At 56.0% G+C, this 19,093-nt stretch carries 22 protein-coding genes and 1 pseudogene; 16 read left to right on the forward strand and 7 right to left on the reverse strand.

Annotated elements, in window-relative coordinates; translation table 11 throughout:
* Positions 1–248: 248 nt before the first annotated feature.
* The 3 genes from RQP54_RS17215 to RQP54_RS17225 all read left to right on the forward strand — a co-directional run bounded on the left by RQP54_RS17215 (position 249) and on the right by RQP54_RS17225 (position 2,299).
* Positions 249–407 carry a DUF3309 family protein gene (locus RQP54_RS17215; RefSeq protein ID WP_315679665.1) on the forward strand — a complete coding sequence of 53 codons (159 nt, stop codon included), beginning with the start codon at positions 249–251 and terminating at the stop codon, positions 405–407.
* Between the two features lie 444 nt (positions 408–851).
* On the forward strand, positions 852–1,475 hold the full coding sequence (locus RQP54_RS17220) for a Crp/Fnr family transcriptional regulator (protein ID WP_409997588.1): 624 nt from the start codon (positions 852–854) through the stop codon (positions 1,473–1,475).
* Between the two features lie 149 nt (positions 1,476–1,624).
* Positions 1,625–2,299 (forward strand): PEP-CTERM sorting domain-containing protein, encoded by a 675-nt coding sequence (locus RQP54_RS17225; protein WP_315679666.1) that lies wholly within the window; start codon positions 1,625–1,627, stop codon positions 2,297–2,299.
* A 227-nt stretch (positions 2,300–2,526) separates the two neighbouring features.
* Here the strand turns inward: RQP54_RS17225 and RQP54_RS17230 are convergent, their stop codons facing one another.
* The 4 genes from RQP54_RS17230 to RQP54_RS17245 all read right to left on the reverse strand — a co-directional run bounded on the left by RQP54_RS17230 (position 2,527) and on the right by RQP54_RS17245 (position 4,736).
* On the reverse strand, positions 2,527–3,246 hold the full coding sequence (locus tag RQP54_RS17230; RefSeq protein WP_315679667.1) for a Crp/Fnr family transcriptional regulator: 720 nt from the start codon (positions 3,244–3,246) through the stop codon (positions 2,527–2,529).
* 76 nt (positions 3,247–3,322) lie between these two features.
* Positions 3,323–3,583 carry a DUF2789 family protein gene (locus RQP54_RS17235; RefSeq protein ID WP_315679668.1) on the reverse strand — a complete coding sequence of 87 codons (261 nt, stop codon included), beginning with the start codon at positions 3,581–3,583 and terminating at the stop codon, positions 3,323–3,325.
* A 26-nt stretch (positions 3,584–3,609) separates the two neighbouring features.
* A complete protein-coding gene (locus RQP54_RS17240; RefSeq protein ID WP_315679669.1) occupies positions 3,610–4,173 on the reverse strand; it encodes an NADPH-dependent FMN reductase in 564 nt (187 codons plus the stop codon).
* A gap of 20 nt (positions 4,174–4,193) precedes the next feature.
* Positions 4,194–4,736 carry a bacterioferritin gene (locus tag RQP54_RS17245; protein ID WP_315679670.1) on the reverse strand — a complete coding sequence of 181 codons (543 nt, stop codon included), beginning with the start codon at positions 4,734–4,736 and terminating at the stop codon, positions 4,194–4,196.
* Between the two features lie 553 nt (positions 4,737–5,289).
* Between RQP54_RS17245 and RQP54_RS17250 the strand changes: the two genes are divergently transcribed.
* The 9 genes and pseudogenes from RQP54_RS17250 to RQP54_RS17290 all read left to right on the forward strand — a co-directional run bounded on the left by RQP54_RS17250 (position 5,290) and on the right by RQP54_RS17290 (position 11,846).
* The gene (locus RQP54_RS17250) at positions 5,290–5,811 is read left to right on the forward strand and encodes a hypothetical protein (protein ID WP_315679671.1); all 522 of its coding nucleotides are present in this window, start codon (positions 5,290–5,292) and stop codon (positions 5,809–5,811) included.
* Between the two features lie 11 nt (positions 5,812–5,822).
* A pseudogene (locus tag RQP54_RS17255) lies at positions 5,823–6,434 on the forward strand (stilbene synthase); the annotation flags it as partial.
* 99 nt (positions 6,435–6,533) lie between these two features.
* Positions 6,534–6,890 (forward strand): 3-oxoacyl-[acyl-carrier-protein] synthase III C-terminal domain-containing protein, encoded by a 357-nt coding sequence (locus RQP54_RS17260; RefSeq protein ID WP_315679742.1) that lies wholly within the window; start codon positions 6,534–6,536, stop codon positions 6,888–6,890.
* 98 nt (positions 6,891–6,988) lie between these two features.
* A complete protein-coding gene (locus RQP54_RS17265; protein WP_315679672.1) occupies positions 6,989–7,624 on the forward strand; it encodes a class I SAM-dependent methyltransferase in 636 nt (211 codons plus the stop codon).
* A complete protein-coding gene (locus RQP54_RS17270) occupies positions 7,624–8,841 on the forward strand; it encodes an NAD(P)/FAD-dependent oxidoreductase (RefSeq protein ID WP_315679673.1) in 1,218 nt (405 codons plus the stop codon). Before RQP54_RS17265 ends, RQP54_RS17270 begins: the two co-directional genes overlap by 1 nt.
* Positions 8,838–9,128 (forward strand): acyl carrier protein, encoded by a 291-nt coding sequence (locus RQP54_RS17275; RefSeq protein WP_315679674.1) that lies wholly within the window; start codon positions 8,838–8,840, stop codon positions 9,126–9,128. The genes RQP54_RS17270 and RQP54_RS17275 overlap by 4 nt, the downstream gene beginning before the upstream one ends.
* Positions 9,125–10,357 carry a beta-ketoacyl-[acyl-carrier-protein] synthase family protein gene (locus RQP54_RS17280; RefSeq protein WP_315679675.1) on the forward strand — a complete coding sequence of 411 codons (1,233 nt, stop codon included), beginning with the start codon at positions 9,125–9,127 and terminating at the stop codon, positions 10,355–10,357. Before RQP54_RS17275 ends, RQP54_RS17280 begins: the two co-directional genes overlap by 4 nt.
* 177 nt (positions 10,358–10,534) lie before the next feature.
* Positions 10,535–11,137 carry a DUF1003 domain-containing protein gene (locus RQP54_RS17285; protein ID WP_315679676.1) on the forward strand — a complete coding sequence of 201 codons (603 nt, stop codon included), beginning with the start codon at positions 10,535–10,537 and terminating at the stop codon, positions 11,135–11,137.
* A 151-nt stretch (positions 11,138–11,288) separates the two neighbouring features.
* The gene (locus tag RQP54_RS17290) at positions 11,289–11,846 is read left to right on the forward strand and encodes a hypothetical protein (protein ID WP_315679677.1); all 558 of its coding nucleotides are present in this window, start codon (positions 11,289–11,291) and stop codon (positions 11,844–11,846) included.
* Positions 11,847–11,942: 96 nt separating this feature from the next.
* Here the strand turns inward: RQP54_RS17290 and RQP54_RS17295 are convergent, their stop codons facing one another.
* From RQP54_RS17295 to RQP54_RS17305, 3 genes are all read right to left on the reverse strand, one after another.
* Entirely contained in the window at positions 11,943–12,143 is a 201-nt protein-coding gene (locus RQP54_RS17295) for a hypothetical protein (protein ID WP_315679678.1), read from the reverse strand.
* Positions 12,144–12,310: 167 nt separating this feature from the next.
* On the reverse strand, positions 12,311–12,727 hold the full coding sequence (locus RQP54_RS17300) for a PRC-barrel domain-containing protein (protein WP_315679679.1): 417 nt from the start codon (positions 12,725–12,727) through the stop codon (positions 12,311–12,313).
* Between the two features lie 41 nt (positions 12,728–12,768).
* The gene (locus RQP54_RS17305) at positions 12,769–12,978 is read right to left on the reverse strand and encodes a CsbD family protein (protein ID WP_315679680.1); all 210 of its coding nucleotides are present in this window, start codon (positions 12,976–12,978) and stop codon (positions 12,769–12,771) included.
* A 442-nt stretch (positions 12,979–13,420) separates the two neighbouring features.
* On the opposite strand from RQP54_RS17305, the gene RQP54_RS17310 reads away from it, so the two are divergent.
* The 4 genes from RQP54_RS17310 (at position 13,421) to RQP54_RS17325 (ending at position 18,889) form a co-directional block, all read left to right on the forward strand.
* A complete protein-coding gene (locus RQP54_RS17310) occupies positions 13,421–14,191 on the forward strand; it encodes an SGNH/GDSL hydrolase family protein (protein ID WP_315679681.1) in 771 nt (256 codons plus the stop codon).
* A 452-nt stretch (positions 14,192–14,643) separates the two neighbouring features.
* Positions 14,644–15,726 carry an SIR2 family protein gene (locus tag RQP54_RS17315; RefSeq protein ID WP_315679682.1) on the forward strand — a complete coding sequence of 361 codons (1,083 nt, stop codon included), beginning with the start codon at positions 14,644–14,646 and terminating at the stop codon, positions 15,724–15,726.
* 9 nt (positions 15,727–15,735) lie between these two features.
* Positions 15,736–17,523, forward strand: a complete 1,788-nt coding sequence (locus tag RQP54_RS17320; protein WP_315679683.1) for an ATP-binding protein — start codon at positions 15,736–15,738, stop codon at positions 17,521–17,523.
* A gap of 121 nt (positions 17,524–17,644) precedes the next feature.
* A complete protein-coding gene (locus RQP54_RS17325) occupies positions 17,645–18,889 on the forward strand; it encodes a hypothetical protein (protein WP_315679684.1) in 1,245 nt (414 codons plus the stop codon).
* Positions 18,890–19,093 lie beyond the last annotated feature (204 nt).

Raw genomic sequence — 19,093 nt, forward strand, 5'->3', positions numbered from 1 at the left:
TCACATTCATACAAGCGCGCTGCCTCTCGGTAGTGGCGACAAGCGCGTTCATGTAGCTCCGCGCATTGACGGTACTGCATTGCCAAGTCAAAGCGATCGACTAATGTGGGACTCGGAACAGGTTTCTGCATGTCAGCTCTCCATGGTTGAAAGCAAATGATGCAAAAAAATCATTCAAGGAACTGTCTGTTGCCGTACGGATGCAACTGCATATCGCGGGCAATATGAAGTTTTGAATGGAGATTGCAATGAACCTCGGAACCGTACTCTTGATACTCGTGGTATTGGCATTGGTGGGAGTGTTGCCATCATGGCCACACAGCTCCCAATGGGGCTATGGCCCCAGTGGAGTGATGGGGGTCGTGGTGATAATTCTGATCGTGTTGCTTCTAACGGGTCGGCTATGAGTGATTCACGAAGCAAAGCCGGCACTGGTGGCAGCTCGCGATCAGGAGCTCTGAAAGACAAGGAAACACCAAGACGGCCTTCTCGCAGTTCAGCCTTATCCAAGCCCAAAGACCCACTGGATCAGCTCCAAGGAACAAGGGCATTACCGCCATCAACCATTGCACGGACACCGATTGTTGCGGACGAAGACCATTGGTACGAACCTTGAGACAACGCGCCTCCAAGGCAGCAATTGTGTACGCCGTCGTACATACACATTTTTGGCACGCCTCTAAACTCTATCCCAAGTAGAGAACACCGGACACAGGTGCAAACAACTTAAAGGGAGGTGTGCTATCAACATTTTCGGCCCCATCGCGAGTGATTTTCGGAAAAATCATCTGCTCGATTCAATTCCGCCCATAGACCTTGCAAGAATCGTGGAGCGGCTGGAACCGGTAGATATGCCTCTGGGAATGGTGTTATACGAATCGGGAAGAACACTCAGCCACGCCTACTTTCCCATCAACAGTATTGTCTCGCTACTGTATGTCACGGAGGACGGTGCATCAGCGGAAATCGCGGTAGTGGGCAAGGAAGGTGTTGTGGGCATATCACTGTTCATGGGAGGGCAATCGACCCCCAGCCGAGCCGTTGTTCAAAGTGCGGGCAAAGGCTATCGTCTGCATGCACAACTCTTCAAGGACGAGTTCATGCGATCAGTGCCGGTAATGCGCCTCTGCCTTCGCTATACACAGGCGCTGATTACGCAAATGGCCCAGACTGCAGTCTGCAACCGTCACCATTCTTTAGACCAACAACTGTGCAGGTGGTTGCTATTGAGCCTTGACAGGCTGAACGGCAATGAACTGGTGATGACCCAGGTACTGATCGCCAATATGCTCGGGGTGCGCAGGGAAGGCGTGACCGAGGCCGCACTCAAACTACAAAAGGCTTCGCTAATTCGGTACTCACGCGGACACATTACCGTCATTGACCGACCAGGTCTGGAGGCGCGAACTTGCGAGTGCTATGGGGTCGTCAAAAAAGAATACGACCGCCTGCTACCGAAAATAGAGGCAAGTTAAGCACTCCTTCTCATCCTACAACTAGCCGAATGGATTCTGCGTTCTTCAGCGTACAGAGCCGAGATGCTCCACAAAATAGTATCGAACAGAGCCCAATACTTTCAGCCGGAAGTACGGTTCAATTTCGATGAATCAACAAGGAGTTTTCCATGAAATTCAATATCAAGTACGCCGCACTTGCGCTGACAATGGGTGGGGCCGCATTAGGGGCGCAAGCCACCGTCCTGACGCCCTACGTGCTCACAAGTAATGTGGATGTTGTCGCAGGCTCGTTCGGTGGAACGTTGCTGGATTCCGCAGTGACAGCCATCAACAACATCAGCTACAACGGTATCGCGCGCGCAGCTGTCTACCAAACGGCACAAGGCCTGGACTTCTACTACCAGTTCACAAACGACGCATCTTCGCAAAACGGCGTTGAAAGGTTCACTGGCTATGACTTCACCTCGCTGAAAAGCAGTGCTGTCGACGTGTACCAAACGGCTGCCAACTTTGGGATCTTTGCAGCAGGCACGGAAAAGTCTGATTACGCGGACCGCACCACGGTCGGTGTAATCGGGTTCAGCTTTGTTCCCAATCTGCAATCCAAGATCAACCCAGGCACCACCAGTTACACCCAGATCATACGTACCAACGCTACCCACTACACGGAGGGTAACTTCGGGCTGCTTGATGGTATCGGTGACAACGCACGCGGTTTCTCTCCATCCGCAGTACCCGAGCCAGAGAGCTATGCCCTGCTGCTTGCGGGGCTTGGAATGGTCGGTACGATCATTCGTCGTCGTAATTCATCGCAAGGGGGACATCGGGGCTCTTGGACATAAGCCGTGCAAAAGGCCCTGCCCAGTTAACCAAGCAGGGCCTCTTTCATGAAGCAAGCGCAATGCGGCGCCATTGTCGCTGTCGAATGGCCACTGCCTTGGCTCTCGGGCATGCAGTGCGTGCATCTCCCTCTTTTTGTGTTTCAACTGTTCGACCGGGCGTCTGTGCGGCATGCACTGCAGACCAATGAATATGAACTCCACTGCGGGACTGTTCCTGCACAGCCAGGTCAGACGCCTGCTTTAGGCGGCAACAACCGGTCGTATTCTTTTTTTACGACTTCATAGCATTCGCAACAGCGCCGCATCAGGCCCGGCCGATCCAACACTTGGATACGCCCGCGGGCGTACTGAATAAGACCTGCGCGCTGCAACTTGAGTGCGGCTTCTGTCACACCCTCGCGTCGCACGCCCAGCATGTTGGCGATCAGCTCCTGAGTCATCACCAACTCATTGCCACTCAAGCGGTCCATACTGAGCAATAGCCACCGGCACAGTTGTTGGTCTAAAGAATGGTGCCGATTGCAAACTGCAGTTTGGGCCATTTGGGTAATGAGCGCTTGCGTGTAGCGTAGCAAAAGGTGCATGACCGGGCCGGACTGATCGAACTCGGTTTTCATGGCCTCAGCCCTGAGGCGAAATCCTTTTCCCGCACTTTGAACCACCGCCCTGCTGGGAGTGGAGCCTCCCCCCATGAACAATGAAATACCGACCAGGCCCTCGTTGCCGACAACCCCAATTTCAGCCGAAGAACCATTCTCAAGCACATAGAGCAAGGAGACGATCGAGGTTGTGGGAAAGTAAACATGGCGCATGGTTCCGCCCGACTCGTAGAGCACCTGCCCCAATGGCATGTCCACTGGATCCATGTCCGGCAACCATCGCGAAAGACATTCTGCCGGCAATGCCGCCAGCAAATGGTTCAATTTCAGTTCGGGAACAAATTCCATTTAACCTCCGTTCGATTGGGGACTGTGACTGCACACCCATGAAAGTCTATGGACTACCACGCCCCATGACTGTACGCTACCGTACTGGTTTTGCCGTTTCGGAGGTTTGGTGCAACTTGATATTGAGTTCGTCAACCACCTGTGACCACGCCGCATCCAACAAATGAGACTCTCGGAGAAAGCTGGACTGCGCTGGCGACCAGAATCCTGCCTCGTGCAGGTGAATGTGACCAGGCATTTCTCCATGCAATGCAATGAAGCGAGAAATGCCTTGTTCGTCATCGGCCTCGCCAAGTTGGGCGAACAGACTGCTCAATTGCTTGACAATCAGTTCCATGGGCACCCCCCGGATTGATGCCGCAGTCAGCTGGCAACGCCAGTCTGGTGCTTGCGTACCCAGGTCACATATTCACCCATCCACCCTTGCATGAAGGCCAGGCTTGCAGGGCCAAACTGACCATCCGTACCAAAGAAGGCTTCATGGGCGTGCAGAAATGCCTCCGGCTGTCCCAAAGTCGGAATGTCTAGGTAAGCAAGGATGTTTCGCAAATGCTGCTGAGCCACGGCGGTTCCGACCACGCCTACCGAGATTCCAAGCAACCCCGCAGGCTTTCCTCTCCATACACTTTGGCCATAGGGACGTGAGCCGTGATCAATTGCATTTTTCAATACACCAGGAATGGATCGGTTGTACTCCGGTGTCACGAATAGCAGGCCGTCCGAGGACTTGACCTGCTTCCTCAAGCGCAAGACCGAAGCAGCCTGGTGCCCATCGTCATCTTGGTTGTAAAGCGGCAGGTCATCCATCCCCACCTGGCTAAAACTGAAGTCTGGTGGTGCCAGATGAGCAACCGCAGTGGCCAATTTGCGGTTCAATGAATCCCGGCGCAAGCTCCCGACAAAAACGGAGATGTTTAGTGTTTTCAAGTCGTATCCCCCTGGCACTTCTATTCGGGTGCCGCACTGTCCAAGAGACTGGACATATCGTCTGCGTGCTCTTCTTCGACAGCAAGAATTCTCTTGAGTAGATCACTGGTGGTGGGATCTCTGTCGGCAATGGAGTCAATGGTTTGCCTGTAACTGTGGATGGCAATTCGCTCCGCAACCAAATTCTCGCGAATCATGTCATCCAAGATGACCGCAGCGATGTACTCCACATGGCTTCTTGACGCCAAGTCCACTGGAGAGAAGTCTGGCTCGCCCCCTAATTGAACAATTCGGGCTGCAAGACTGTCCGCATGCCCCAGCTCTTCATTCGAGTGCGCCAAGAACTCCGCAGCAACACTTCGCGAGTGGATGCCCTTCGCCATAAAGTAGTGGCGGCGATACCGAAGCACGCACACCAATTCGGTGGCCAAGGCTTCGTTGAGCTGCTTGATGAGCTGGTCACGATCAGCTTTGTAGTCGGCCGTTACAGCGCCCCGCTTCAAATTCTTGCGCGCAGCCCGGCGCATGACTTTGATTTCAGTGAAATCGGTTTTTTTCGACATGATGACCTCGAAATGAAAACCGTCACTGTGCTGAAAGGAAGTCAAAAGATCAGTTCGTTAACGAACGCTTCTTGGCCTATGTACATGCAGTTGGTCTGATCGACTACCCTGCGAGTTGCAAGTCTGCACGGGCACTTGATAGCAGTACTTTGCCTGTAGTCCCCGCAACGCCGAAGACACGGTAGAAGAATTGCATGTCTGACTGGCGAGATTCGAATGGTGTTTGTGTCAGACCAAGGCTACGCATCTTGTTGTCTCTCCAACTCTTCTGACTGTTCAGGATCTTCTTGACCCTCTTGAAACTCTGGCTCAACGAGCATCGATACCGATTCAGGTTCTGACCCTGGGGCATTTCCCGCCAGAGCATCAATAGTGGTGCTGTCCACTCCTTTCGAATCGGCAGGATGGGGGCTCTTGGAGGAGGTTGATTGCATTCATTCAAACTAAGGCGCGACACGTCGCACTTCAGTTCGCCAGGACACAGACGAATCAATTTCTCTTTACTACGATCAAAGTTCGATCAATGTGCATCGGCATCCACTGAGGATTAGATATGACTGCTTACACGCACCAAGTTTCAGGTTTTTTTATAAAACGAAACGAGGCCCAATTAGCACTATCTAAACTCAACGCCCGTGGAATACCGAAGGGTCGGCTGTCAATTTATGACAACGTTGCACAGGCAAACCAGCACTCACCCTTTAGCGATAGCAAAGCAATGCTGAAGGCTCTTCTTTACAACGGAGCCATAGGTGCAGCCGTTGGCACTGCGCTGGGTGTGCTGGCAGAGATAGGGCTGGTGATCGCAAATTTCTCTCTGTTTGTTGCCAGCCCGATTCTGGCTCCGTTGGCGATGCTTGGCTGGGGCGCCAGCCTTGGAGGTGTCGTCGGGGCGGCAATTGGTTCGAAAGGCACCACCGAATCAAACGCAAAGCTCACCGAGCTGTTTCACAATGCGCTCATGAACGGTCAGGTCATACTGGTCGCCACGACATTGAACGAGGCTGAAACTGCGAACGCCAAAGCGGTAATAAAGGAGTCGGCAGGCGCCTTCAACGATACGAGCAAGCGTTAGCCAAGGGAAGTGCAGCCATGTTCATAAGCGGCATCGGCACTGCCACACCCATCGCTCGCTTCACCAAAGCAGATTGTCTGGTTGCGTTCCAAGAATCGGAGTGGTACGCGCGGCTTGATCAACGTTCGCATGCAATAGCCCGCACTGTCCTCCAGCGTGACAACGGCATTGGGGCACGGCGGATTGCCGTTGAGACCCTGGATGAAGTGTTCAGAATTGAACCGAACACCTTGTCGCAACGGTTTGTAGCGCATGCACCTTTATTGGCGTCTGATGCTGCCCAACGGGCCCTGGACCAAAGCGGCATGCCTGCGAGTGAAATTGATGCCGTCGTGGTCAGCACCTGTACTGGCTTTTTGTGCCCAGGCCTTTCCGGCCATGTGCTGGAGCGCCTTGGACTTCGCACGGATGTGCAGGCCTTTGATTTGGTGGGACAAGGCTGCGCCGCAGCGTTACCCAACATGCGTTTAGGTAGTGCCTTAATTGCATCAAACAGCTGCACGAACGTATTGTCCGTTTGCGTCGAGGTCAGTAGCGCTGCGATGTACCTTGATAACGACCCTGGCGTATTGATTAGCGCGTGCCTTTTTGGCGATGGCGCGGGTGCTGTTGTCTTGTCCCGCTACCCATCGAAAATTGGCCGACGCATCGAGTGGATTGACTGTACCTCCCATACGGAGCCGTCGCATCGTAACAAACTGATGCTTGAGCAGCGGGACGGAATGCTGCGCAACGTTCTCTCTCGCGAAGTGCCTGTACTGGCTGCCAAATATGCACAACAAGTTTTGGAGACCGTGCTGAAACGCGCCGGGCTGCGAACTGCTGATATCAGCACCTGGATCATGCATGCCGGTGGGCGTGACGTGTTGCTGGAACTGGAACGCAAGCTCCAACTCGAACCCAGTAACCTGGGTTACAGCGCAGCGACTCTGCGTGAATACGGTAACTTGTCCAGTGCCTTTGTCTACTTTGTCCTCCAAGCCGCACTGGCAGATCGGGCTGCGAATGGATGGTGGTGGTTGTCTTCGTTTGGTGCAGGGTTTAGCTGCCATGGTGCCTTGTTGAGGGTGGGCCAATGATTCCCCGGGTCGTGTCAATTGAAGTCCTCGATTGCCTTCGGCCAGACAACCCGGACGCCATGCGCGCACGCAGAGACTTGCATCGTGTCCACCGGGTCATGGGAACACGTTCCATTGTGTTGCGTGCCTTGAGGTCACTTACCGCGAACCACTCGAAGGCGATGCCTTTGCGGATTCTCGAAATCGGCGCAGGAGATGGAAGCCTCATGCTGGGGGTCGCGCAAGCTATGGTGCCCATGCGGCTAAACGTCCTACTGACCTTGTTCGATCGCCAGCCACTGGTTGAGCCAAGCACCATTGAACGTTACAAAGAAGTGGGCTGGAACACAACGCAGCAAGTAGGCGATGTTATCGACTTGGCGGCCAGCGGCTTCGGGCGGGCTGCGGCCTCTGTGAATGCGCCATGGCATCTGGTCGTTTCGAATCTGTTTTTGCACCACTTTGAAGGTGCACAACTGGATTTGATATTGAAATACATCTCTCGCCACAGCCAAGCTTTTTTTGCCTGCGAACCACGCCGTGATTGGCTGTCCCTGGCGGGTAGTCACATGATCGGTGCAATAGGGGCCAACCATGTGACGCGTCAGGATGCTGTACTCAGCGTGCACGCAGGCTTCAATGGAAATGAGCTCACTGACAGGTGGCCCAACGATAGCAATCCTTGGATACTGCAGGAATATTCCGCGGGTCTTTTCAGCCACTGCTTTCGTGCGGAATCCGCAAGGTTGCATTGATGGAACGCCACTTCGATTCAATCATCGTAGGTGCTGGTCCGGCAGGCTCTACCGCAGCCATATTGCTGGCACATGCAGGTTGGCGCGTGGCCCTGATGGAGAAGCATCTATTCCCAAGACGGAAGGTCTGTGGGGAATGTATAGCGGCCAGCAATCTCCCATTGCTGGACACTCTCGGGATCGGTGCGGCCTTTGATGCGCTCGCTGGACCGGAGCTTAGACAGGTGGCACTCATGCACGGCACATGCAGCGTGGAGGCCAAACTACCGGGGCTTGATGGCTCACACTTGCGATTCGGGCGCGCGCTGGGTCGCGGAACTCTGGACACGTTGCTGCTTGAACAAGCACGTAAGAGCGGTGTCCAGGTGTTGCAGCCATGGACTTTGCAAGGCATTGAAGGCCAACCGGGACAATGGCGTGTTCAGTGCAAAGACCTCCAAAATCAAGTTGCAACGACACTATCGGCACCCATTGCTATCGACGCCCATGGGTCGTGGGAGCGGTTCCCTTTTGAGCGATCCCAACAGCCTCTCAGGGCAAGTGACCTGTTAGCCTTTAAAGCAAATTTCGTGGGTGCCTTGCTTCCAAGGGGCCTGCTACCAGTTCTGTCTTTTGAGGGCGGCTACGGCGGCATGGTGATGGCCGACAGAGAAACCTTGACCCTGGCATGCTGCATTCGACGCGATCGGCTGGCGGCACTGCGTCGGAAATACCCAGGCATGGCTGCGGGGGGCGTAGTGGAATTGATGTTGAGGCAGTCGTGTTCTGGCGTCGATGCAGCGCTGATACATGCAAGCCGCGCCGGCGCTTGGCTGGCTGCCGGCCCACTGAGAACAGGGATCCGCATTCGCTCGGATGATGCGGTCTTTCGCATTGGCAATGCGGCGGCTGAGTCTCATCCCATCATTGGTGAAGGTATGAGCATGGCCTTTCAATCGGCATGGCTGCTGTGCACGCATCTTATTGGCACTGACACGCTGCAACGGCTACCCAACAGGGAGTGGCAACGCGCTGTAGGAAAAAGCTACGCCCAGGATTGGAATCTCGAATTTATGCAGCGGATGCACCTGGCATCGGTATTTGCGCATGTGGCAATGCGACCAGCCGCTTTCTCCTTGCTGATGCGCCTGGCAGGCGCCTGGCCCAGACTTCTGCCGCTTGGAGCGACTTTGGGTGGGAAAACACGATTCATCACAACCACTAGGAGGACAGCATGACCACAACTCTTGAGCGCTTGAGCAGTACCCTTATTAACGACTACAAGCTTGACGCCGACTTGCTTGTTCTTGCTGCGCCATTGGACACTTTAGGAATTGACTCCTTGGGCACCGCCGAGCTTTTGTTCAAAATTGAAGACGAATTCGGCGTTACCCTGCCACCTGATGTGGTCCACCTGACGACGATCGGCGACGTGGTTGGGTTTATTGATGAACTTGTTGCAAGTCAGCACAACAAAGATGTTGCGACGGCAGCTACTGCGGATGCCCCGGTATCTTCCCTATGAGGCGAGTTGCCGTTACCGGCATCGGAGTGATCTCCCCGCTGGGCAACAGTGCGGGGGAAGCATTTCAAAGTGCACGTCAAGGGCGCTCTGGAATTCGATTCCTTGAGTCACCATTCGCAAAGCAACTCGTGGCACCGATTGCAGCAACGGTGTGCTTCGACGGCGCTGCGTACTTTGAGCCTTTGAAGCTTCGCATGCTTGACCGTGTCAGTCAGTTTGGTGTCGTTGCAGCCAATCAGGCCTTGGCAGAGTCTCAATTGGATTTGACAAAGATGGACCGAGGCCGAGTCGGGGTTTTCGTCGGTACGGGTTTGGGAGGAACGCTGAGCAACGATGAAGGCTACAAGTCCCTTTATTCGGATGGGTCTGACCGCATCAAACCGTTCACTGTTTTGGCAGGCATGCACAACGCACCAGCCGCCTGGATTGGTATTGAGCACGGCTTTACCGGTCCCAACCTGACGTATTCGACCGCTTGCTCATCGTCTGCGGTTGCCATTGGCGAGGCATGGCTGCGCGTGGCCAATGGTGCCCTCGACATGGCCATCGCTGGGGGCTCTGAAGCCCCGCTTTCATTTGGATCAATAAAAGCCTGGGAAGCGTTGCACACGCTGGCCAAGATCGATAAAGAATTACCACACGCCTCCTGCAAGCCGTTCTCCAAGGATCGATCGGGCATGGTGCTGGGCGAAGGTGCCGCCATGCTGGTCCTGGAATCCAGGGACAACGCCATAGCGCGCGGAGCACGCATTCAGGGTGAACTGTTGGGATATGGACTTGCGACCGATGCCGGTCACATCACGCGTCCGAGCGTGGAGGGGCAAGTAGCGGCCATGTCAGCAGCCCTGCGCTCAGCCGCCCTTGATCCGCCCCTGTTAGATGCCATCAATGCCCATGGCACCGGAACACTGGCAAATGATGCAACGGAGACCGCTGCTATCAAGGTCATTTTCGGTGAACGTGCCTACCAAATTCCTGTCAGTGCAACCAAAGCCATGCATGGCCATTTGCTGGGAGCGGCCGGTGCACTTGAATGTGCCTTGTCACTTTTGGCCATGCAGCACGATGTGACTTTGCCGACCCTGCATCTGCTCACGTCGGACCCGGATTGCGACTTGGATTACGTGCCGAACCAAGCACGTAACCATTCTCAGGTACGCACCATGCTTTCGAATTCATTTGCCTTTGGAGGGACCAATGCTGTGCTGGTTCTTCGGGCATCTGACTAGTCATTGGTATTCAATACACTGCATGTGGGCTACCGCGCAGACGTTGGCAGCATCGTCAAATACCATCATCGCCAACTCAAGGTGATTCCCATGCCACTCGCAACTGCATCCGACAGATCAATACCCCGCTTCAAAGGCTGGCAAAGCTGGCGCCCCAATTAGGGTAGCGTCCAACCTATGAAGGAGACATCGCACACTGCGAATGGTCCAGCAGTTGAACTGACAGGTTCACCCGCGGAGAATGAGCAGATCAATCAAAACATTCTCGCCGTGCTGGATTTCTACTCACGAGAGAATGAAAAAATCAGCTACTGGCAGCGGGTAGCCGAACGAATCAGTGCGGTGATTGGTCAGCCGATGTTCCTTGGGATTATTTTGCTTGTGGTCGTAATCTGGACTCTGGGCAACATTTCACTGCGGCTCTTAGGCCTGATTGAATTTGACCCCCCTCCCTTCTTATGGTTACAGGGCATTGTTGGACTGGCTGCATTGTTGACAACGACAGTCGTTCTGATTCGACAAAACCGCTTAACGCAACTTGAGGAGCAAAGGGCACATCTGGATCTCAAGGTGACCTTGCTGACCGAGCAGAAGGCAGCCAAGATGATTGACCTGCTGGAAGAGCTCCGGCGCGATCTACCGAATGTCAAGAATCGCCATGACCCCGAAGCAGCGGTACTCCAGCAGTCTATGAATCCGGGTCTGGTTTTAGCCGCGCTGGATGAGCGGGCCGTGCCAGAGAAAGAACAAATCGTTTCGATCAGTGTTCCGGAGCCGTAATGGCTCAACGACAGACGTAGCGGTAACACCACCGGAGTTAAGGCAACGAAAGGACACGGATTTCATGCAGGGTGCTTGCACGGGGTCTTCAACCGCACACGGTGGACTGATACCATAGTGTCCAGCCCACCACCACGGTCAATGTCACTGTATGAATCCCAAAGCGTATATCGTTACCAACCTGCAACAGGCAGGTAGTAAAACCTTTGAAGCCCTCACCATCACGAACAACGCGTTGAATGAGGCCAAGAAAATATTTTCGCAACAGGTTCTTGCAGACCTTTCTGCACCTGGTAATGATGCGCTCTACCAGCAAGCCAAGGATTTGGCGGAACTGGCCCGTGCTTTGACCGAAGTGGAAAACAATCTGCGCAATGTGTATGCAATGGCATGCGAAGTTACTGGCGTCACCATAAAGCCCGTGGAACCAATAGCCATTGCAGGGGCGACACGCACAAATCTTCGCCTGGCCAAGGACAACGGGGCCGTGCTGGACGAGAAGCAGCCCAAGCAGACCAAAACATCATTGGCTGTCTGGACCTTTCTGCAAAGTCATCTCAGTAATTCCAAGCCCACCGTCATCACACAAGCGACGATAGCCGCTGGTGCAAAGATCCCGCATGGGTCAGTGGGTGCAGCCATCCAGCGGCTAAAGGCCATTGGTTGCATATCGGGAACAGCAACCGAAGGTTACTTGCGGTTGCGCTAGTTATCTGCAGGCCTTCTGGGCAGCACTGGTGGCTGCGTTCGCTGTCGAGGGTACCCTGCCAAGGTGCCAACCGACATGTGACAGATACGCCCTCTGTCAAGGCTGAACGACTGCGAATCGATTCAGATAGCGTTGGACACCCGCCAAAACCTCGTCTCGCTCGGGCGACGGCACTTCGGTTATCACGTCGGCCAGAGCCAACGAGATTGTCATCAAAGACTCCCGAATGTCCTCAAGTGAATCGGCAATTTCCTTCAGTTGGGCCACTTGGGTGGGGTCCAATGGTGCATGCTTCATACAGTGATCCTTGACAGGTCTTGTCCAGGCTACCCCCTTCGTCCACGGTAGCCAAAGAGCACGTAGGCAATGATGATGGCAAAAAGGATCAAACCGATCGATCCAATTCCCCAGCCCATGCCCATACCCCAATTTCAGAAACGAAGGGGATACTCGCTGACAAAAATTCAAATTCGCACGGTTTCAGGCGGCGTGGTGCCGTAGTAGGCGTGAACGCCCTTGGCCCAAGTTTGATCTGACATGTTGGGCCAGTTGTCTTTGTCAAATCCGGGCGCTTTTTTCAAATGCTCTTTGGACACATCCAGGGTGAAGCGCTTGTTCTCGGTGTCAAGGGTTAACGCATTCCACGGCACAGCAAACAATTTTTCGCCCATGCCGAGCACACCACCGTAGGACAGCACGGCGTAACTGATTCGACCTGCCGGCACGTCGAGCATGATCTCCTTGATGTCGCCCAGATCTTCGTCTTGCCGGTTGTACACGTCGTTTCCCATCAATGTGTCTGCGCCCATCAACCGGGGGCCAGGGCCGTTGCTGTCAGAACGCCCATACATGCCAAAAGTGTCCTGTTCTACATAGTTCATTGAAATCTCCTGTGTGAAGTGAGTGCTACGTCCCGTTGCTGTCAAGAATGTGATTTCACAATTTCCTTCTGTGCATCGCGTGCGTCTTTGACGACTTCTTTGACGTTGCCGACTCCCTGCTGGATCTTTCCCTCTACCTGTAACTTGATGCCTTTCGCTTGCTGCGACTTGCTGTCAACCAGCTTGCCGGTGGCTTCCTGCACTTTGCCGGCCATTTTTTTTGCCTGGCCCTTGACTTGGTCTTTGTTCATGAGATTTCCTTGTGGGTGAAGTAGATGAATGCATCCGCGGGCCTAGCTCAGACCCGGCCCCAGATTACCCACGGACAATCATTTTTTCTGTGCGCCATCACACGGTGTTGGCAGACTCTGTAAACCGTCCGGCTACAGCGCATCAGGCGAGGTAGCGCTTAGGTGTGTTGACGCACGGACACTGCGCAGCACTCTGCCGCAAGCTCGAGTTGCACGACCCTTGGCAGAGCTGTTCTCTGCCGTGTATTGCAAGGGCAGCCAGTCATACCTATGCCAAGAACAGCACGTCCAGAGGCACATCACACCCACCCCAAAGGCCACGCTGGCTTTAGCTTTCGACATGCACGCTGCGATGCATAACTGGGAGCGTCACCTGCTCCTGACCCTTCTGTGGCCAATCTTCTGGCTACAAGGCAAGCACGTCCGCAGGGTCACTGTGCGCATGCCTGAACCAACGGGTTCGCGTGATGGCATATGCGGTCAGGGTTCGCTGTGCCGCGTGCTTGTCGCTGGCGACTCGGGCGCAGCCGGTGTCGGCGTCGCAACCCAAGATGAGGCGCTGTGTGGTCAATTGGTCCGTCTTCTGAGCCAACACCACACGATCGAATGGTGCGTGCTGGCAATCAATGGGCTCGACTCGCCGGGCTTGGTCAAAATGCTGGAAAGTGCGCCTACCACCCACTTCGATGTGGTCATCCTATCGATGGGAGCCAACGATGTGACCTGCCTGTGCGCACCCCAACAGTGGGTGCAATGGCAAACCCAACTGGCTGAACTCGTAGCACATCGCTTCGCGCCGAACTTGCTAGTGCACAGCGCAGTACCGCCTATGCACGCCTGTATGGCCTTACCGCAGCCCCTGCGGTGGTTCATGGGTCGCTGGGCACGCGAGATGAATAGGCGTTTATCCGCCCACCTGTCCGGTCACAAAGACCGCGTCATGCACTGGCACCCAGAATCAACGACATCTACCGGAATGGCAGCAGATGGTATTCATCCGAATTCGCTCGGCTACGCTCAATGGGCCGAAGGTCTTAGCCATTTAATCCTGACTGCAGATGCTCAGTTGTTCCGACCAAATAAAGTCGAAAACAGCACCCTAGCACTGATGCGGGTTTGCGGCGTACCAAATTCGCAACAGCCGGATTTAAAGTCGAAAACACAATTTCGCGCCGCTCGCCTCAACCCGCTTTCGACCCAAAGCGCTCTATGACATCACCTGCTCGACCGGCAGCTGTGCAGCGGATGCGGTCAGTGGACGCAGCTTGTCGTATGACCGATCCTGCGCTCATTCTGGTCATCCAGTCGCCGGCCAGATCAAGCTCCGAGCGTTCGGATTGACGGTAAGCCGGCCGCTCGCTCATGACGTCCGGGGGGTAAATTCGAGGCATCGAGACCGTCTCAGATTGCCCCTTATCTGTCGTCCACCTCCATGAATTCGACCGTCCCCAAGCTGCCCAGCTTCTCTTACCCCGGCTATCGTCGTTGTATTAGCTGGGGCTTGGTTGAAAAGTTCCTGAGAGCCCCGACCTCTCTGCCGGGGCCGTGTAAGATTCCGTAAAGAGGGCGGCGTGTGTGCGCCGTACAGGGAGGTTAGGTCATGCCGTTCGGCCGTCAAGGTTGTTTGCGTAGTGGGAGCAATTCCATGCGATCGGGGAGTTTGCGGTGACCGCTCCGGGAGTGGCCCTTCCGGACGACTTTTTCAAGGAAGTCCAGCAGATCTTTCGCCAGACACCGGCGCTTCTTGTGGGTTCCGGGTTTTCTTGCGGGTACGGTCTGCCCGGCATGTGGGCACTAGGCGCCCACCTGGAGGCCAAGGTTGGCCCTGGCTTGGTGTCAGCGGAGGCGCAGGTGCTTTGGGCCAAGTCGCTGCCGGCGGTGCACGACAACCTCGAAGCTGGGCTGAACACGATCCCTCTAGGTGTGGCTGGTCGCGAGGAGATTGTCGCGGCCATCCGGAGCGAGACGGCCAAGCTCATTCTTGCGGCCACCGAGAAGGCAGAGCGCGACATCCTGGCACTTAATGCAGCCGAGCTCGCGCCAGTTCGGTTGTTGAAGATCCTCTTCTCGGGTGCACCGCAGAACTCGGAGTGCATCTCCGTCATCACGACCAACTACGACACCCTCATCGAGCTGTTCTGCGATCTCGCTGAGCTAGCACTGGATACGGGTTTCGTTGGACATCGTCGGCGCAAGCCGAGGGCTGGATCAATCTTCCAAACGCAGTACAGCCGGAGCTGGGCACCTGAGAAGCGGGGCGGGATGCAGATCGACCACAGGCCGTGCAAGACCATCCGCTTGCACAAGCCGCACGGCTCCATCAGCTGGCTGACCACCGAGCACGGGCCTATCGAGGTGCTGAACGCAGATTCGGTTGCTGCGCGCGCAATTGTGGTTCCGGGACCGTCAAAGTATCAGGATGCGCTGGTGAACGTCCTGTTCGACTCGATGCGTACAGAAATGAACAGCGTCATCACCAACGCCTCGGCGTTGCTCTGCCTTGGCTTTGGTTTCAACGACGATCACCTTCAGGGAGTTATCCGCGGTCGGCTGAATTCCGGCATGCCCATGGTTATGTTGACCCGTGGCAAGACTCCCAGCATCGAGGAGGTGCTGAAAACGTACCCCCATGTCATTGGCGTCTTCAGCGATGGCACCGGTGCCGAAATTCACTGGCGTGGGACAACCATGCATAACGCCACACCGCTTTGGCAGCTCGACGACTTTTTGAAGACATTCTTGGAGTGACGCAATAGCATGAGCATTTTCTCGTTCACAGAAGAGCAAGGCATCGGCGAGGTTCGCAGCGTCGAGACTGCGCGCATCACGGTCCGAGTGACCGATGGCCAGCGCCTCCAGAAGGCACGCGTTGGGCGTCTCGTCGCCATCCAATCCATGGGCGATGAATGGCTCATCGGCATCATCGAGCGGGTCTGGCGGCATCCCGTTGAGCTACCCACTCTTGCCGCGGCCGAGATGCCTGCGGACCAGGCGATCATCCAGCAGGAGGAGAACGGCGTGGCTATCAGCCTCGTCGGCACCTACCGTGCTCGCGACGGGCAGAAGCGGGATACCTTCTCGCGCGCAGTCTTCGCCTTGCCTGAGATCAATCGCCCGGTTTTCCCTATCGAGGAGAAGTCTCTCGAAGACTTCATGGGCATTCTCAGCGCCTCGTCGAAAGCCGATGCTGCTGCTCCGCTGAAGGTTGGCACGTACACCCTTGATGGCAAAGCGACCGCCTATATCGACGGCGACAAACTCTTCCAACGCCACGCGGCGTTGCTGGGCAGCACCGGTTCTGGAAAATCGTTCACGGTGGCTTCAATCTTGGAGCAGTCTGCCCAGCTGCCCCACACGAACATGATTGTTCTGGATCTGCACGGTGAATACTCCAGCATGAAGTTCGCGTCGCACTACCGGATTGCTGGCATCGGCGACCTAAAGGACGCGCGCGAGGGAGCGATCTTCTTGCCTTTCTGGTTGCTCACGTACGACGAGATGCAGTCCGTTTTCGTGGATCGCTCCGGCGACAACGCACCGAACCAGGCGCTCGCGTTGATGGATTCGGTGATTGAGATGAAGCGCGGCGCCATCGAGGCGCTGAAGAGGCCGGACCTGCTGGATGGCTTCACGGTGGACACGCCCGTTCCCTACCGCCTATCCGAACTGGTGCAGTCTCTCGACTCGAAGAACGAGGAAGTGATTCCTACGGGCGAAGAGTATGTAAGCGGTGCCAAGAAGGGCCAGCCGAAGACAGAGAAGGGGCCCCTCAATGGCAAGCTATCGCGGTTCCTCATCCGGCTGAAGACGAAGATGAACGACAGACGGTACGCGTTCATGTACCAGGCTCCGGCGGACTACGAGACCTACGACGCATTACATGCCCTAGCGAAGAAGCTTCTGGGAACCGGCAATGCCAAGGATGGTGTCAACCCGGGCATCAAGATCATCGACTTCTCGGAGGTCCCGTCAGACATTCTTCCTGTGGTCATTGGTCTGGTGGCCCGCCTCGTTTATCAAGTTCAGTTCTGGAGCGACCCGGGGCCAGCCGGCGATGAGCGACATCCAGTGGTCATCGTCTGCGATGAAGCACACCTATACCTGCCAAGCTCGGCCGCATCCACCGGGCCGCTCGAGAGGCGGGCGCTTGAGAACTTTGAGCGCATCGCCAAGGAAGGTCGCAAGTACGGCGTCGGCTTGCTGGTGGTGAGTCAGCGTCCCTCGGACGTCAGTACAACTATCCTCAGCCAGTGCAGCAACATCATCAGCCTGCGCTTATCAAACAAGACTGACCAGGGCGTGGTGAAGCAGCTTCTACCAGAGAGTTTGGAGGGGCTAATGGAGGTGTTGCCGACGTTGGATGTAGGCGAGGCGGTCGTGGTCGGTGACGCGACGCTCCTACCAACGCGAATTCGGATGAACAAGCCAGTCCACGAGCCTCGCAGCGCGACGATCGCCTTTTGGTCCCGGTGGGCGAAGCCGAAGAAAGAAGTGGACTTGGTGGCCGCCGTCGAGAACATGCGTCGGCAGTCGCGAACTGCCTGACAGCCTACAAGGGCCTCCTCGTTCGGCAAGTTAGGCTCCAGCTGCCAACCAACGATGACGGCGCGCCGCGCTGAACTCACAACAAAACCGAGACCATCTGATCGGAGAAAGGGAGAGGAACATGTTCGGCACCATCGACAAGAGCAAGGGACTTCTGTTCGTCACCCACGATCTCGACCAGTCCATAAAGGCGACCATGCGGAAGATGCAGCAGGAGGTCGAGGGGTTGGAAGAGAACCGGTTGCTCAACACCCCGCCTGAAGACCTGAAGCGGTACATGGTTGAGAGGCACGGCATCACGCCGATAACGCTGCTGCGCGACAAGTGGTATGCCGACTATCAGGATGCGGCGGTTGATGTACGGCACGACCCCATGCGATGGATTGATGACCGGAGCCGCCCGGTCATGGTGGCGGGCGAGCGTGTCGAGGTTCGCATCCCCTTCGAGGGCGAGAGTGAGCTGTTCTACGCAAAGGCCAACACCTTTTCGCTCAACCCGCCCCGCGCCGTCATTGAGAAGAACGAGATCGTCCTGCGATACGAAACCCCTGCTGACCAGCCCCGCGACATCCGCGCGCTGGTTGATCAGACCCTTAAGGAGATCGAGCAGCATCTGGGATGGCAGCGCCCGATGATCGACGCGCACAACCAGAGCCTCCCACAGGCTGCGGAGCAAGCGATCCACAAGCGGCGCGAGCGCCTGCTGGCACAGTCACAGCGCGCGGAGGCACTCGGCATCCCGATCCGGCGGCGCGCTGACGCACCGAAGACCTACGCGCTCCCTACGGTGAAGCGCAAGGCGGTTCCGACCTTGCCACCGGCGACGACGGCGCAGTTCAAGCCCGAACCGGCGCTCACCATGGAGCTGTACGAGCACATCCTGAAAGTGGTGCAAGACATGGCGCTCGTCATGGAGCGCAGCCCCGGTGCTTTCAAGGCGATGAACGAGGAAGCTCTGCGCCAGCACTTCCTCGTGCAGCTCAACGGCCAGTTTGAGGGCAAGGCGACGGGCGAGACCTTCAACATGGCGGGCAAGACCGACATCCTCCTTCGCGAGGGCGACTGCAACGTCTTCATCGCCGAGTGCAAGTTCTGGAAGGGGCCGAAAGCCTTCGGCGAGGCCATCGACCAGCTGCTTGGCTACACCACGTGGCGCGATAGCAAGACAGCGATCCTCGTTTTCAATCGTGGCACCGAGACCTCAACGGTTCTCTCCGGCATCGACGCTGTTGCCAAGGCGCACGGTAACTTTAAGCGCGTCGTGACGTGGCCGCATGAGAGCGGCTTCCGGTACGTCCTTCATAGCTGCGGCGACAAGAACCGCGAGTTGGTCCTGACTGTGCTCGTGTTTCACGTGCCGAAATAGCGAAACGGTGATGCCTTACGGACGAGCGTATGGCAACGGCGAATGGCAGGTTCTGACGTCAGCTGCTGTTCGATGCCGAATCCTGATCGGCAGCAATCAGCCTGTAGGCGAAGTCAGCCATCTGAGGGCGGCAGTGCAGCGATTCCTGCAGGTCAACAGAGTCGCGGGCGACCGTTTTCGGCTAGGAGTGGGCGTTGACGAATG

This window comes from Curvibacter sp. APW13 (assembly GCF_032337135.1).
GTDB lineage: Bacteria > Pseudomonadota > Gammaproteobacteria > Burkholderiales > Burkholderiaceae_C > Allorhodoferax.